Origin of the sequence: Streptomyces sp. ME02-8801-2C, assembly GCF_033793965.1 — a bacterium.
Classification (GTDB): Bacteria; Actinomycetota; Actinomycetes; order Streptomycetales; family Streptomycetaceae; genus Streptomyces.
Genome location: NZ_JARAXP010000022.1, coordinates 1 through 14,488, shown reverse-complemented (window position 1 = coordinate 14,488; position 14,488 = coordinate 1). Strand labels below are relative to the sequence as shown.

Annotated in this window: 8 protein-coding genes and 1 pseudogene; 5 read left to right on the top strand and 4 right to left on the bottom strand. The window is 71.1% G+C overall.

The window, feature by feature from the left end:
• Nucleotides 1-88: 88 nt before the first annotated feature.
• Nucleotides 89-1,513 (bottom strand): MFS transporter, encoded by a 1,425-nt coding sequence (locus PV396_RS39490; RefSeq protein WP_319213160.1) that lies wholly within the window; start codon nt 1,511-1,513, stop codon nt 89-91.
• Between the two features lie 755 nt (nt 1,514-2,268).
• Between PV396_RS39490 and PV396_RS39485 the strand changes: the two genes are divergently transcribed.
• Nucleotides 2,269-4,461: an asparagine synthase-related protein gene (locus PV396_RS39485; protein WP_319213159.1), complete on the top strand. Its 2,193-nt coding sequence runs from the start codon at nt 2,269-2,271 to the stop codon at nt 4,459-4,461.
• Between the two features lie 174 nt (nt 4,462-4,635).
• On the opposite strand, the pseudogene PV396_RS39480 reads toward PV396_RS39485, so the two are convergent.
• Together PV396_RS39480 and PV396_RS39475 are read right to left on the bottom strand one after the other, a co-directional pair.
• Nucleotides 4,636-6,585, bottom strand: a pseudogene (locus PV396_RS39480) (sigma-70 family RNA polymerase sigma factor).
• Between the two features lie 162 nt (nt 6,586-6,747).
• Nucleotides 6,748-7,542, bottom strand: a complete 795-nt coding sequence (locus tag PV396_RS39475; RefSeq protein ID WP_319213158.1) for a TetR/AcrR family transcriptional regulator — start codon at nt 7,540-7,542, stop codon at nt 6,748-6,750.
• A 380-nt stretch (nt 7,543-7,922) separates the two neighbouring features.
• Here PV396_RS39475 and PV396_RS39470 point away from each other — a divergent pair, with 380 nt between their 5' ends.
• From PV396_RS39470 to PV396_RS39460, 3 genes are all read left to right on the top strand, one after another.
• Complete coding sequence (locus PV396_RS39470; RefSeq protein WP_319213241.1) at nt 7,923-9,314, top strand: NAD(P)/FAD-dependent oxidoreductase; 1,392 nt, start codon at nt 7,923-7,925, stop codon at nt 9,312-9,314.
• A gap of 220 nt (nt 9,315-9,534) precedes the next feature.
• On the top strand, nt 9,535-11,220 hold the full coding sequence (locus PV396_RS39465; RefSeq protein ID WP_319213157.1) for a SpoIIE family protein phosphatase: 1,686 nt from the start codon (nt 9,535-9,537) through the stop codon (nt 11,218-11,220).
• 59 nt (nt 11,221-11,279) lie between these two features.
• The gene (locus PV396_RS39460) at nt 11,280-12,110 is read left to right on the top strand and encodes a class I SAM-dependent methyltransferase (RefSeq protein WP_319213156.1); all 831 of its coding nucleotides are present in this window, start codon (nt 11,280-11,282) and stop codon (nt 12,108-12,110) included.
• A gap of 29 nt (nt 12,111-12,139) precedes the next feature.
• Here PV396_RS39460 and PV396_RS39455 read toward each other — a convergent pair whose 3' ends face one another.
• Nucleotides 12,140-13,414, bottom strand: coding sequence for an MFS transporter (locus PV396_RS39455; RefSeq protein WP_319213240.1), 1,275 nt, complete (start codon nt 13,412-13,414; stop codon nt 12,140-12,142).
• A gap of 147 nt (nt 13,415-13,561) precedes the next feature.
• Here PV396_RS39455 and PV396_RS39450 point away from each other — a divergent pair, with 147 nt between their 5' ends.
• Entirely contained in the window at nt 13,562-14,110 is a 549-nt protein-coding gene (locus PV396_RS39450) for a MarR family transcriptional regulator (RefSeq protein ID WP_319213155.1), read from the top strand.
• The last annotated feature ends 378 nt before the right edge of the window (nt 14,111-14,488 follow it).

The following is a 14,488-nucleotide window of genomic DNA, read 5'->3' as shown; positions in this document are numbered from 1 at the left end:
ACTGCGCCACTGACAGTCACTTCAAACGCAGGAAGCGGGCACGCTTCGAACACGCTTCGGACGCGGTACTTCCCCTACTCTTCGTCGCTCACGCCGGAGTCATCAGCAGCGGCCGGGCACGCTCGCGCAGCTCTACCACCCGCGGCTCGTCCCCGTACGGCTCCAGCCGGTGCAGAAGATCCTTCACGTACTCGGTGGTGCGCGCCGAGGAGATGCGCCCTGCGACCTCCACCGCCCGTACGCCCTGCTCGCATGCCGCGTCGAGGTTGCCCGACTCGAGCTCGGCGACCGCCGAGACGACGAGTCGCAGTCCGTGCGAACGCACGAACTCCTCCGTCGGCTTCGACAGCGCCTGCTCCGTGAAACGACGGACCTGGCGCGGTGCCTTCAGGTCGCGGTAGCACTCGGCGGCGTCGGCGGCGAAGCGGTCGTACCCGTAGAAGCCGAGCCAGGAGGGGTCGCCGTCGCCGTCGCGGGCCCGCTCGAGCCAGCTCTCCGAGGAGCGCAGCGCCGCGCCGGCCGCGTGCGCGTCGTTCGCGCGCGCGTGGGCCCGCGCCTCGACCAGCCGGAAGAAACTCATCGTGCGGGCCGTCGCCAGGCCCCTGTTGCGCTCCAGGGCCGCCTGGGCGAGGTCGACGCCCTCGTCACCGAAGCCCCGGTAGGTGGCCTGCAGGGACATCGACGCCAGTACGTATCCCCCCAGCGGCACATCGGCCGCCGCGCGCGCGAGGCGCAGCGCCTGGATGTAGTACCGCTGCGCGGCCTCCTGTTGGCCCGTGTCGAAGGCCATCCACCCGGCGAGGCGGGTGAGTTCGGCGGACGCCCCGAACAGCGCGCGTCCCACCTCGTCCGAGTACGAACCCAGCAGGAGCGGCGCCGCCTCCACCCTTAAGCACTCGGGCACCATGGACGAACGCCAGTCGCCGCCGCCGTACTTGGAGTCCCAGCGCCTGGCGTCCTCCGCGGCCTCCCGCAGCTTCTGCACATCGCTGTGGCCGACTTTCAACGGTGCCCCGGAGCCCTCGGCGGGGCTCGCGTCACGTGCCACCGAGCTGTCGGCCGGGGTTATCAGCCATCGTGAGGCGGGCGTTGCGTATGCGCTCACTGCGAACGATCCGGCGAGCGACTGCCAGATGCCGCCGGAGCCGGCGCGGCGGCCCGCGAGGTCGAGACGGTAGAGGTCGGTGGCCGAGCGGACGGCCTGTCCGACGTCCCGGGGGAAGGCCAGGCCCACTTCGGGTGCGGGATCCGCGTCCGCCAGACCGATCTCGTGGAGCGGCACCGGGCGGCCGAGCTTCTGGCCGATGGCGGCCGCGATGAGATGCGGCGCGGCGCCCTGCGGCACCATGCCCTTCGAGACCCAGCGCGCCACCGACGTCTTGTCGTAGCGAAGGGTCAACCCGCGTTGGGCGCCGAGGTCGTTGACGCGACGCGCGAGTCCTGCGTTGCTGATTCCCGCGAGGGCGAGAACGGTGCCGAGTTTCTCGTTCGGCCCGCGTTGCTCCCTGGACATGCGCCACCCCTCGACACAGACGGCTGCCGCGCTGGCATAACCATGCGGCATTCGTAAACCCAGCGTAGTTCGCCGCATCCCAAGCGTTAAGGGGCATTGTTCCGGATGGCGGGATTGTGGTCCGTACGGAAGTTCTGGGGATGTACGCACCGTCGCGGCGTGCCCCCGCTGTGTGGCCGTGCGCCCGGCCGTGCGCTCTTCTCCGGCCATGGCGGGAGCGCTTCCATGGATCCTGCGTGGGTCGGCCCGCTGTACTGGATCCAGTGGGCTGGGGGACACCGCCGCCTACATCCCCGCGGGCGGCGGACCGGTCCGGGAGGCGAGCTCCGCCTCCCGGACTGTGCGTCGGCGCTGCGCTCCGCAGAGCCTGTACGGAGCGTGCGCAAGGCTGCCCGTGCTTCGCCAACTTGGCCGAAAACAGACCCCGTTCTTCCGGGGCGATTACCGCTCCGACCATGGAAATTGAGGGCGCACGGGGCGTCTTTGGGGAGCGTAACGGGGGCGCATTCAGGTCGCGGTCTTGGCGTGAACTCCCTGATGGGCTCGTCGGGTGGCCCCTTCTCCGATCCAACACCCTTGATCCGCGCGTGCCTTCGACACCGCCTGGGCATGTTCCAGGGGGTGCACAGGAGTTCGCAGGGGCGCATTTCGGGGAGCGCGAGCGGCTCCGCCGTCCCTCCTGGACGCGTCCTTCATGGCAGCATGGTGCCGAGTTCGTACGGTGCACTGGTTGTCCACAGCCTGTGGAGGCGTCGATGCGGTGGTTGGTGGGATGGAGCAGCACCGCAGCTGTGGCCGCCAAGTACAGGACAGGGCTTGGCAGTTACGCGTCCGACGATGTCGGAATCGGCAACGGGAACGGTGCCGGGGGCGGTTACGCGACCGGGGCCGGTTATGCGGCGGGGGCGACCGGCCATGAGGGCGAGACGGTCCACCCGGTCGGTTCCCAGCTCATCTGGGGAGACCCCGATCCCCTCTGGGCGGTCGGCGACTGGCGACCCGACGAGGTCCGCGTCGTACGGGCCGACGAACAGACGCGCATAGCGGTCCTGGGCACCTGCGGAGCCACCGACGAACAGCTGCGGGTCGCCCTGTTCGCCGCCCGCGGAGGAGCCCTTCGCCATCTGACGGCCTGGCCGGGCAGCTACACGGCGATCGTCCAGGTGGGCCGCCGGCTCATGGTCTGCGGCGATCTGGCGGGCGCGCGCCCGGTGTTCTACACCCCGTGGTCGGGCGGCACGGCCTACGCGACGGCGGCCCTCCCGCTCGCCGACCTCATCGAGGCCAACCTCGACTTCGGCCACCTCGCCGCTCTTCTCGCGGCCCCCGACGTACCGGCCGCGCTGCACGACTCGACGCCCTACGACGGCGTACGGCGCATTCCGCCCGGGCACGCGCTGATCCTGCGCGCCGGGGCGCGCGAGATCGCCGGGTACGAACCGGTCGCCTCCCTCGCGGTCGCGGCGGCCTCCGTGGACCCCGACAGCGCGGTGGACGGCGTACGGGACGCGCTCGTCGAGGCGGTACGCGCCCGGCTGTCCGCCCCTCGCCACGTACCCGACGCCAACATGGACCCCGGCCCGGTGCCCGGGATGGGCCCAGCGGAACGACGGGCGGCGCGCGGAATGCCCGTACCGGGGATAGGGGCAGACCTGTCCGGCGGCCCTGCCTCCGGGACGCTCGCACTCCTGGCGGCCGGTCTGCCAGGCATGCCGGGGACGGTTCTGGGCCACGGCACGGGCGCGGGGGAGCGGCTCGTGGCGGTGACGTTCAACGACCTGGTGGTGGGCGGGCGCGAGGCGGAACTCGAACGGGCGGGCGCCCTGGCGGCCAACCCGCGCCTGCACCACGTGGTGGTACCGGGCGGCGAGGACGTCCTGCCGTACGCCGACCTGGAGGGCCCGCTGACCGACGAGCCGGGCCCGTCCCTGGTGACGGCGGCACGGCACCGCGCCCGCCTGGCCTCGGGCAGCGCGGACCACTTCACCGGCTACGGCGCCCGGCAGGTGCTGGACGCACACCCGGCCCGCCTCGCCGACCTCCTGATGGACCGCAAGCGACGGCACCTGGTCCGCCCGGTGGCGGCCCTCGCGAAGGCCGACGGCTCGGTGATGGTCCCCGCGCGCGTGTACGGCGCCGCCCGCAAGCTCGCCCGTACGCCCTACCGCGCCGGTATAGAGCACCTGTCCGACCGCCTGATGCAGCGCAGGTTCGACGAGCCCGGCGGCGCGGTGGGGGCCTCGCTGGCCGCGCTCACCTGGGCGAGACCCGGCCCGGCGGCACGCTGGCTGACAGGCGAGGCGCTCGCTGAAGTATCGGTTCGCCTCAACTGGGCGACGGACCGCGCGGGCGCCGGCGTGGGCCCCGGCCAACGCCCCGGCGACTTCCGCGCGCGTGCGGCGCTGGCCCGCCAGGCGGCGGACGTACGCGTCCTGGAACAGGCCGCCGAGATCCGCTTCCAGCGCCTCCACACACCGTTCCTGGACAACCAGGTCGTCCGCGCGTGCAGGGCCCTCCCGGAAGCCCTGCGCGTCCAGCCCGGCGCCCGGGCGTCCATCCTCCGTACGGTCCTGGAAGGCGCCGGCGTCGCGGACCTGCCCCCCGGCTGGGGCACCCCGTCCCAGGCGTCGGCGGACGCGGCGTCCCGGACCGGCCTGCGGGTGTCGGCGCAGTCCCTGATGACCCTGTTCGACACCCCACTGCTGGCGGAGGCGGGCCTGGTCGAGGCCCGAGTCGTCCGCAAGGCGATCAGAGCGGCGGCGGAAGGCGAACCACTCCCCCTGGACGGCCTGGCGGACCTGGTCTCCCTGGAGGTCTGGCTACGCCGCCTACTCTCCCGCAGAGGCACCTGCTGGACAGGCACCCCGGCCCGCCAACGAGCAGTACCGGCGGGAATCACCCCACAGAGGGGCGCCCTGGGAGCGGGCGCGGGCGCTCCGCGAGGCTGAGACCCCGGCCGGCCCCTTCAGCCCGTCTGCCTTTGGAGCGCCGGCCGACACCCCCAGCCTGTCCGGCGTTTGAGGACGAGGCCCCTTCAGGGCCGAAAGGGGGGTCTGGGGGCGCAGCCCCCAGGGATGGGACGGGTAGGGGCGGCGGGGGCGAAAACACCCAAGTAACCCCCCTCACCGGCACATGAACCTGGACTCCGCCCAGTCCGCGTGCGCCACCGAATCGAACCCCGAGTGAGGTTCCACGACCAGACGAACAGTCCGCCGCCCGGTCAGGTCGACATGAACGGGCACGGCACCCTGACCACCCTGTCGTCAACACCCACCAGCGCGTCGTACGACACACACACGGTTGAGATCGATGGTGACCGACGACTCCCCGTGAACGGTCACCCCGTGCTCGTACTGCTTGTCCGCGACAGACACCCACCACCGCTGCCACACCCAACTGCTCTCGCCAAGCCGCATCTCAGGCTCGGTGCCGTCCCCGAGAACGCCGTACCGCAGCTCGGTCCACTGAAAGTCGGCAGGGGCGGGCGGCGGCGGTGGAGGCGGCGGAGTCGGTGTGGGACTGGGGACGGGCGCCGGCGGCGGAGGCGGAGACGGGGTCGGCGTTGAGCTCGGGGACACCTTCGGAGCGGGCGCCAAGGTCGGCGCCGGGGAGGGAGCCGGAGTCGACCTTGGGGAGGCCCTGGGACTGGAACCCGGCTTGGTCGCCAGAGCCGGCACCACCGCAGGAGGCGCCGCTTCGGGCCCCTGCTCGGGCGGAGTCGGCCGCGGCGTAGGCGTAGGCGCCTCCGGCCGACCCGCGGGCGCGGACGGCGGCCCCGACGGCCGCGCAACCGACTCCTTCGGAACCTCGTCGCCCGCCAGAGCGAACACCACCGCCGCGATCCCCACGGCGACAACCCCCGCCGCGATCCCCGCCTTCACCGGCGCCCCCAGCCCCTCCGAGACCGCCGCGCCACCACCACCCCCGCCGGACGACGACGAACCGCTCGCCGCTGCCCCGCCGACACCCACCGCACCCGCTCCGGCGCCCCCGGCGACCAGCGCGGCCACCTTGGCGTACCCGGCGGCGCCGAACCAGCCGATGACCGCGATCGGTACGACGGCGGGGATACCGCTCGCCACTTCCTTGATCTGGCCTGCGGCCAGCCGGCACTTGGCGCACTCCTCCAGGTGCTTGCGCAGCCCCCGTTCGGCCCGGGTGCGCAGCCCCCCGCGCGCGTACGCGCCGAGCCGGTCGGCGTACCGGGAGCACTCCTCGTCGGTGACGAGCGTCGCGCTGACATGGGCCTGGAGATAGGCCTGCTTGAGCCCTTCCCGGGCCCGGCTGGCGAGCACGCGCGTGCCGTTGGCGTCGAGCCCGAACAGGGTGGCGACCTCGCTCGGCGACTCGTCCTCGACCTCGGTGTGCCACAGCACGGCCTGCCACCGCTCGGGCAGCGACCGGAACGCCTGCATGGCCATGGACCGCTCGGCCTCGTGCATCGCGCGTACGTCGGCGCCGAGGTCCAGGGTGCCGTTGTCGGCGGACAGCGCGGACATTTCCGAGCCGCGCGCGGCCTGCGTCGCGAACACCGCGAAGTCGTCGACCAGTTGCTCACGCTTCGCCGACGTCGTCCAGTTCGCGGCGACCCGGCGGACGGTGGTGAGCAGATAGGCGCGTACGGCGTACTCCGGGCCGGAGCCGCCGCGTACCGCCTGGAGCATGCGGGCGAAGACCTCGGCGGTGAGGTCGTCGGCGGTGTGGCCGTCACGGCAGCACGTGCGCGCGTACCTGCGTACGGCGTCGGCGTGGCGCCGATACAGCTCCTCGTACGCCGTGTCGTCGCCCGAGCGCATCCGCCCGATCAGGTCGGTGTCGGACGGCGGCAGCTCAATGGGCGGCGGCAGCACACCGCCCTCACGCTGTGCCGGGACGGTGCTCTCCATCGGGTCGCCGAGGTACTCCCGGTACTCCGAACCGTCCAGCGAGCCGCCCAGATACTGGACGCCTCCATGAACGCCGCCCTGTGAGCCGCCCGGTCCGCCCTGGTTCGGCACCTGCGGCGAGGCCGGCCCGCGGCCGGCCTCCGCGTCGGCGTCACCGAGTGACTCGTCCCGCCCGTCAACGCTCATCGCGGAAAGCCCCTGCCGCCTGCACAGCTGCCAGCACATCGAGTCCCGAACACCGGGTCAGAGTGCCATATCGGCTTTTGTTCAGGGAGCCCCGAACGAACCAACCACTCGTCCGTGGGGCTTCCCGCAACGAGGTACCAGCGTTCACCCGAACGGGGAACGTCAGACGGGTCGCGACCGCAGTCCCTCCAGCAGGATGTCCAGCAGCCGCGAAGAGGCCGCCGCCTGCTGAGCGGCGTCCGGCAGCGAGGGTGCCGCCGTCGCGATCACCAGCAGTACGTCCGACACCGACACGTCCGGCCGCAGCGCACCCGCCTCGCGCGCCCGCTCCACGAGCCGGCCCACCACGTCGAGCAGCGCCGCCGCACCCGGGTTGTCCGCCACCGCGGCCGCCGTGGCGTCGTCGGACACCAGCCGCAGCTCCCCGGTGGTGAAACCGGCACCCGCCGGCTGCGTCCGCTGCTGCGGCACCCGCGCCTCGTCGAGCCCGATGTCGCCCGAGCCGTCGGAAGCGTCGTCGTCGCTGACGCCGACCCGCAGTATCTGCGGCGGCAGCAGCCGCCCGGCGCCCGAGGCCACCGACGTCCGCAGGAAGCGCGACAGCGCCGACCACGGCTCGTCCTCCTGCCCGAGCGCCGCACGGGCCTGGTCGGTCAGCCGGGAGGTCTCCTCCTCGGCTATCCGCCGGACCAGCACGTCCTTGCTCGGGAAGCGCCGGTACACCGTGCCGACACCCACCCGCGCACGCCGTGCCACGTCCTCCATCGGCGCGCCGTACCCCAGCTCGCCGAAGACCTCACGTGCCGCGCGCAGTACGTGTTCCAGATTGCGCTGTGCGTCCACCCGCAGCGGCGCCGTACGCGATGAGTCACCGCGTCCGTTGCCCGCCGCCGCTCCGACCGGTCCGCCTGGTGCGATGGCTGACGCGGATGACCAACGAGAATCCTGAATGTGCATAATGTTCCCCCGGTAATGACGTCTCCCCCCGGAGACTCCCCGCCATTGGCAGCCGGAGCGTACGGAACCAGCACTGAGCCACGGGCCCACCCGTCGCGGAGCGGACCCGAAAGAGCGCATCCCCCTACACCCCGTCGGCCTACGAACATAGTTGAGCGAGGGTCAATTCAGAAGGGGCGCGTTCCGCACGGGGGGCCGCCCGATCGGAGTAGGTGTCGGTTACGTCCCGGATGCACCCCCTCCTGTTACCCGTCTCACACCCGCTGACCTGCGGTCCTGCCCCGAGCGGCGACGATTCGGGCAACGTTGCGGCCCACCGCCCGCCGGTCACACAAATTGTCGGGCCTGTGGACAAACGCGAGCGCTGGGTGCGTCATGGGATGGTGAAGGAACGTGCGCGCATTCTCGTTGTCGGCGGCGGTTACGTCGGGATGTACACGGCCCTGCGCCTCCAGCGGAAGCTCCAGCAGGAGCTGAAACGGGGCCAGGTCGACATCACAGTCGTCACTCCGGACCCGTACATGACCTATCAACCGTTCCTCCCGGAGGCGGCCGCGGGCTCCATCTCACCCCGCCATGTCGTCGTACCGCTGCGCCGGGTCCTCGACAAGTGCCGGATCGTCGTCGGCGAGGTCATGGCGATCGACCACGCCAAACGCACCGCGACCGTCACCACCCTCGCCACCACGGAAGAGGGAACGGGCGCCCAGCAACTGACGTACGACGAACTCGTCCTGGCCCCCGGCTCGGTCTCCCGCACCCTGCCGATCCCCGGCCTCGCCGAACACGCCATCGGTTTCAAGACGGTCGAAGAGGCCATCGGCCTGCGCAACCACGTCATCGAACAGATGGACATCGCCTCCTCCACCCGCGATCCCGCGATCCGAGACGCCGCCCTGACCTTCGTCTTCGTGGGCGGCGGCTACGCGGGCGTCGAGGCACTCGGCGAGCTCGAGGACATGGCCCGCTACGCCGCGCGGTACTACCACAACGTCAAGGCCGAGGACATGAAGTGGATCCTCGTCGAAGCCTCGGGCCGCATCCTGCCCGAGGTCGGCGAGGAGATGGGCAAGTACACGGTCACGCAGCTGCGCCGCCGCAACATCGACGTACGCCTGGAGACCCGCCTCGACTCCTGCGCGGACCGCGTCGCCGTCCTCAGCGACGGCGCCCGCTTCCCCACCCGTACGGTCGTGTGGACCGCCGGCGTCAAACCCCACCCCCTGCTCGCCGCGACCGACCTTCCGCTGAACGAGCGCGGACGCCTCAAGTGCACCGCCGAGCTGCGGATCGAGGGCACCACGCACGCGTGGGCGGCGGGAGACGCCGCGGCCGTCCCCGACGTCACGGCCGCGGAACCCGGCAAGGAGACGGCCCCCAACGCCCAGCACGCGGTCCGCCAGGCCAAGGTCCTCGGCGACAACGTCGCCCACTCCCTGCGGGGCGAACCGCTCGAAACGTACTCCCACAAATACGTCGGTTCAGTAGCCTCCCTGGGACTCCACAAGGGCGTCGCACACGTCTACGGGCGCAAGCTGAAGGGCTACCCCGCCTGGTTCATGCACCGCGTCTACCACCTGAGCCGGGTGCCCACCTTCAACCGCAAGGCCCGGGTGCTCGCGGAGTGGACCCTGTCGGGCCTCTTCAAGAGGGAGATCGTTTCCCTGGGATCACTCGAACACCCCCGTGCGGAGTTCGAACTCGCGGCCGGTGGAAAGCCTTCTCAGAACCCGAACCAGAAACCGAACCAGGACCCGAAGGGGTCGTCCTGACCCGATTCAGGAACTCCGCCGACGCGGCCGACGTCTGAAGGATGTCGGCCCGCTCGGCCACCCTGCCAGACTGGTTCCACGTCCTCGCCGCACATCCCTTCTCCAGCTACCTTCTCTACCCACGAGGCTTTCCGTAAGTGCTCTATCTCCCGGGGGACACCCCCCGTACCTCCGGCCGACCCGCTGCCGGCCTGTGCCGACAAACACGAGGCAAGGATTCGTGAACTTCACGCGCTGGAGCGCCCGACTTCCCGGAACGCAGCGCCGCGCCGCAGCGCGGACCGATCACCCGATCACTCCGGACCGGCTGCCGGACCGGCTCGGCGAGAGCTCCGGCTCGGGCCCCGGCTCCGTCCCGGCCGCCCGCGCCGAGCAGCTCACCGACGGGACGTTTTGCGCCCCCGCGGTCGACGACCTGCCCACCCGCGAGGTCCTCGACCGCATCCCGGCCCTGGTCGCCCTCGTCCACGGCGCCGACCACCGCATCGCGTACGTCAACGACGCCTACACGGCGGCCTTCGGCGTACGCCCCGAGGGCGCCCCCGCGCGCGACGCGGCCCCCGAACTCGACGAACTGGGCCTGCTGCCACTCCTGGACCAGGTCCTGCGCAGCTCCAAGCCCCGCACGGTCAAGTCCCGCAAGGCACACAGCGGGCGCTCGTACACCATCACCTGCACCCCGATCGAGGTGACGGCCACTCCCGAAGGGAGTGGCGGGGTCCTCATCTTCGCCGCCGACGTCACCGACCACGCCGAGGCCGCCGAACGCCTGCGCGCCAGCGAACGCAGCCAGCGCGAGACCGCGGTCACCCTCCAGCGCTCCCTGCTCCCCCAGGAACTCGAGGAACCGGACGACCTCCGCGTGGCCGCCGTCTACCACCCCGGCGGCACGGAAGCGGCGGTGGGCGGCGACTGGTACGACGTCATCACCCTCGGCGGAGGCCGCACAGCGCTCGTCATCGGCGATGTCATGGGCCGAGGAGTGCGCGCGGCAGCGGTCATGGGCCAGCTCCGTACGGCGGTCCGCGCGTACGCCCGCCTCGACCTCCCCCCGCACGAGGTCCTCCAACTCCTCGACGGCCTCGCCGCGGAGATCGACGCCAACCAGATCGCCACCTGCGTGTACGCCGTCCACGACCCCAACGAGGGCAAACTGGTGTACGCCTCCGCGGGCCACCTCCCGATCCTCGTCCGCGACGAGAGCGGGGTCGTTCAACGGGCCGACGAACCCACCGGCCCACCCCTGGGCACGGGCGACTGGATGCACGCCTCGGGCTCGATCCCGCTGACCCCGGGCTCCACAGCGGTCCTCTACACCGACGGCCTGGTGGAACGCCGCAACGAGGACCTGGACGAGGGCATCGCCTCCCTGGAGCGGGCCCTCTCCGGCGCCACGGGCAGCCCCCAGGTCGTCTGCGACCGTCTGGTCCGCTCGGCCGGCGTCACCGCGGACCACGACGACGACGTGGCGGTCCTGGTCCTCCAGCACCCGGCCCGCACCGGCCCCGACAGCGACCTGTTCCGCAACGCCGCCCTGGAACTCCTCGGCGGCATCGAAGCGGCCCCACGCGCGCGTGCGTTCGCCTCCGGCGTCCTGACGAGCTGGCGCTTCCCCACCGAACTGCACGACGTCGGCGTCCTGGCGGCCAGCGAACTCGTCGCGAACTCCCTCCAGCACGGCACACCCCCGATGCGCCTGCGCCTGCGCCGCACCGACCGCCGCCTCATCGTCGAGGTGACGGACGGCGACGACCACCTCCCCCTGCGCCGCACAGCGGAACCCGGTGACGAATCGGGCCGGGGCATCGCCATCGTCGCGACGGTCGCCACAAGCTGGGGCGCCCGCCGGACCCCGGGCGGCGGAAAGGCGGTGTGGTGCGAGTTCGTACTGCCGGGCGCCAAATGACGGAACCCCAGCCGCGCGTCCCCTAGGCGAACCCTCAACCGCCTGCTAGTAGCTCCTGCATGGCAGATCTCACAGGTTTCCCCCTCAAAGACAACGCCACCCACACCGCCACGGAGCACTACGAGCGCTACAGCGCCCTGATGATGGCGCCCTTCGTCACCGAGGTCGTCGAGGCCGCCGACCTCTTCCCGGGCGCCCAGGTCCTCGACCTGGCCTGCGGCACCGGCTTCGTCGCCCGCGCGGCCGCCGCCCAGGTCGGCCCCACCGGCCACGTGGCCGCCGCCGACCTCCTGGAGGACATGCTCAGAACCGCCGCGCGCAACGCACCCCGGATGTACCCGGACATCGAGTTCACCCAAGCCCCGGCCGACAAACTCCCGTACCCGGACGACTCGTTCGACGTGGTCCTGTGCCAACAGGGCGTCCAGTTCTTCCCCGACCTGGAAGCCGCATTCACCGAAGCGGCCCGCGTCACCCGTACGGGCGGCCGTCTCGCCGTCACGTCCTGGACCCCGCCCGCGGACCGCACCCCGTACTTCGCCGCCCAGCTCAAGGCGGTCACCGAACACGGCGACCCGGAGGCACAGGCACGCTTCGCCACGTCCCTCTCCTGCCCCGCCGAACGCCTGACCACCGCCCTGACGAGCGCCGGCTTCCACGACGTCACGACCCGCGAGGTGACCTTCGCGATCGCCTTCCCGGACATCGCGGACTTCGTCACGGGCCACCTGGCGGCCGTCCCGTGGGGCCAGTCGATCGAGGAGGCGGGCGGCCCGACCCGTTTCACCGAGGCCGCAGAAACGATCCGCGAGGCACTGTCCCCCCACACGAACCCCGACGGCTCGGCCACCCTCCCCTTCACCTCGACCCTGGCCACAGCCACCCGCTGACAAGCAGAGGCCGCCGCCCGTGCCTACTACTACGTAGTAGGCACCGCGGACTCCACCGGAGCCCCACCCTGCGCGACCACCCGACTCCGCCGCATCAGATACGGCTGATTCTGTACGGGGGTCAGCTGCCGTCCCAGCCGTACGGCGAGGACGCTGATCCCCAGCGAGAACAGCAGGAACATCACGATGTACGGCCCGTGCAGCGAGGCCCCGAGCGGCCCGCCCACCGCCGGACCAACCGCCAGCGCGAGCTGCTTCACCAGGGCGAACGCCGAGTTGTACTGCCCTGCCAGCCCGGCCGGCGCCAGATCGGCAACCAGTGGCGCGACGGTCGGCGACAGCATCGCCTCCCCGAGCCCGAACAGCGCGTACGTCGACACGAACGCGGCGGTCGCCATGGCCTGGCTGCCGTGCCCGAGCCCCGCATACCCGGCCACGCCCCACGCCACGGCCCACAGAATCCCCACGGCCGCGATCACCCGGGACCGCTTCTGCCGCTCGACGAACCTGAGCACCGCGAACTGCGCGACCACGATCACCGCGGTGTTCGCCGCCAGCGCCGAACCGAGCGCGGACGTCGAAATCCCGGCCGCCTCGACCCCGTACGCACTCAGCCCGGACTCGAACTGCCCGTAACAGGCGAAGAAAAGAACGAAGCCCAGCACCAGCAGTTGCACCATCGCCCGGTTCTCGAGCAGCTGCTTCCAGCTGCCCCTGGCCTGAGCCGGAGCACCGTCGATCCTCGGCGAACGAGGCATCCGCACCGTCGCCATGATCACGGCGAGCAGCAGGAACATCGCCGCCTCGATGGCGAACAGAAGAGTGAACGAGCCGACCCGGCTCGCGTCCACGAGATGCCCACCGATGAGCCCCCCGACGCCGAGCCCCAGATTCTGCAGAAAGAACTGGGTGGCGAACGCCCGAGACCGGGTCTCCGCCGACGACAGGTCCACGATCATCGTCGCGAGCGCCGGCTGCATCACGGCCTGCCCGGCCCCCAGCGCCGCAGAGGCCAGGAGTACGGCGGTCGCGTTGGCGGCGAGCCCGAGGCCCAGCGCGCCGACAGCCGCTGTGACCAGGGCGACGAGCAGCACCGGCAGCGGGCCGCGCCGGACGATGGCCCGCCCGGCGAACGGCAGCACGATCAGCGCCGCCACGGCGAAGACGGCGAGTACGAGACCCGCCGTCATGGCCCCCAGTCCCCGTACCTGCGCCACATAGACGTACAGGTAGGGGACGGTGAAGCCGAGCCCGAACGCGCTGAGTGCGTTGCCCACATGGATCCGGCGCATCTCCGCGCCCATCGCCCTGGTCACTTTCACCTGCCTTGATCGAGAAGTCCTACGCAAACCGAAGGGGTTAGACATGAAGACTTCGAAGCTAAAATTGAGATTTGAACAATACACCTCGAAGTACTTCGACACCAAGCGGTCGCGTGGGACACTGCGTCCATGGGTGACACCACCGCCGTCGGCGAGCCGACGCTCGATGAGCAGATCGCCGCCTACCAGCGCGAGTTCAGAGACCTGGACCCCCAGGTCGAGAAGATCGTCGCGGCCCTCGGGCGACTGAACCGCCGTATGAACGTCGCGTACGGACGCCAGACCGCGACGCTCGGCATGAGCAACGCCGAGTGGGAGGTCCTCAAGGCGCTGGTGCTCTCCGGTGCCCCGTACCGCCTGGGCCCGAGCGACCTGGCGAAGCGGCTGGGCCTGACGCCGGCCGCGATGACCCACCGGATCGACCGGATGGTGGCGGAGGGTCTGGTCACCAGGGAGCGCGACGAGTCCAACCGGGTCCGCGTGATCGTGGGACTGACGAACGAGGGCCGCGAGAAGTGGCTGGAGGCCATGCGTCTGGCCACCGTCTTCGAGGAGGACCTCCTTCAGGACCTCTCCCGGGAGGAACGCGCGAGTCTCGGCGACGTCCTCACCCGTCTCCTGCGCCGGGTGGAGCACGCTCAGCCGGACGCCGGCGGACGCCTCAGCGACCTCGACTAAAGATCTTGACAGGGCGAGACAGGGGATGCTTGACATCCCCCTCCCCGATCCGTAGAGTTCTTCGGGTTGCCACGGGGCCGTAACGGTTCTGCGGCAGCACCTCCGCCGCAGCAGCGGCAAATCAAACCATCAGAACGATCTCCCATCCGGGGTGATTTCGGCGTGCCCGAATTCAATTCGAATGAGGCTCGATGGAGCTCAGCGGCCCGATTGGGAATCGCCGAGAGGATCGGCTAAGGTTTGAGACGTCGGAACGGCCCAACAGCCGGGAAGACAAGTCCCACTGACTGGGAATCAGGCCCGAAAGGATCTGATAGAGTCGGACTCGCCGGAAAGGGAAACGCGAAAGCGGAAACCTGGAAAGCACCGAGGAAATCG

Coding starts and splice junctions, on each gene's coding strand:
- PV396_RS39470 (WP_319213241.1), top strand. CDS start 7,923: ATGGTGAAGGAACGTGCGCGCATTCTCGTTGTCGGCGGCGGTTACGTC.
- PV396_RS39490 (WP_319213160.1), bottom strand. CDS start 1,513: ATGTCCAGGGAGCAACGCGGGCCGAACGAGAAACTCGGCACCGTTCTC.
- PV396_RS39475 (WP_319213158.1), bottom strand. CDS start 7,542: ATGCACATTCAGGATTCTCGTTGGTCATCCGCGTCAGCCATCGCACCA.
- PV396_RS39485 (WP_319213159.1), top strand. CDS start 2,269: ATGCGGTGGTTGGTGGGATGGAGCAGCACCGCAGCTGTGGCCGCCAAG.
- PV396_RS39450 (WP_319213155.1), top strand. CDS start 13,562: ATGGGTGACACCACCGCCGTCGGCGAGCCGACGCTCGATGAGCAGATC.
- PV396_RS39455 (WP_319213240.1), bottom strand. CDS start 13,414: ATGGGCGCGGAGATGCGCCGGATCCATGTGGGCAACGCACTCAGCGCG.
- PV396_RS39460 (WP_319213156.1), top strand. CDS start 11,280: ATGGCAGATCTCACAGGTTTCCCCCTCAAAGACAACGCCACCCACACC.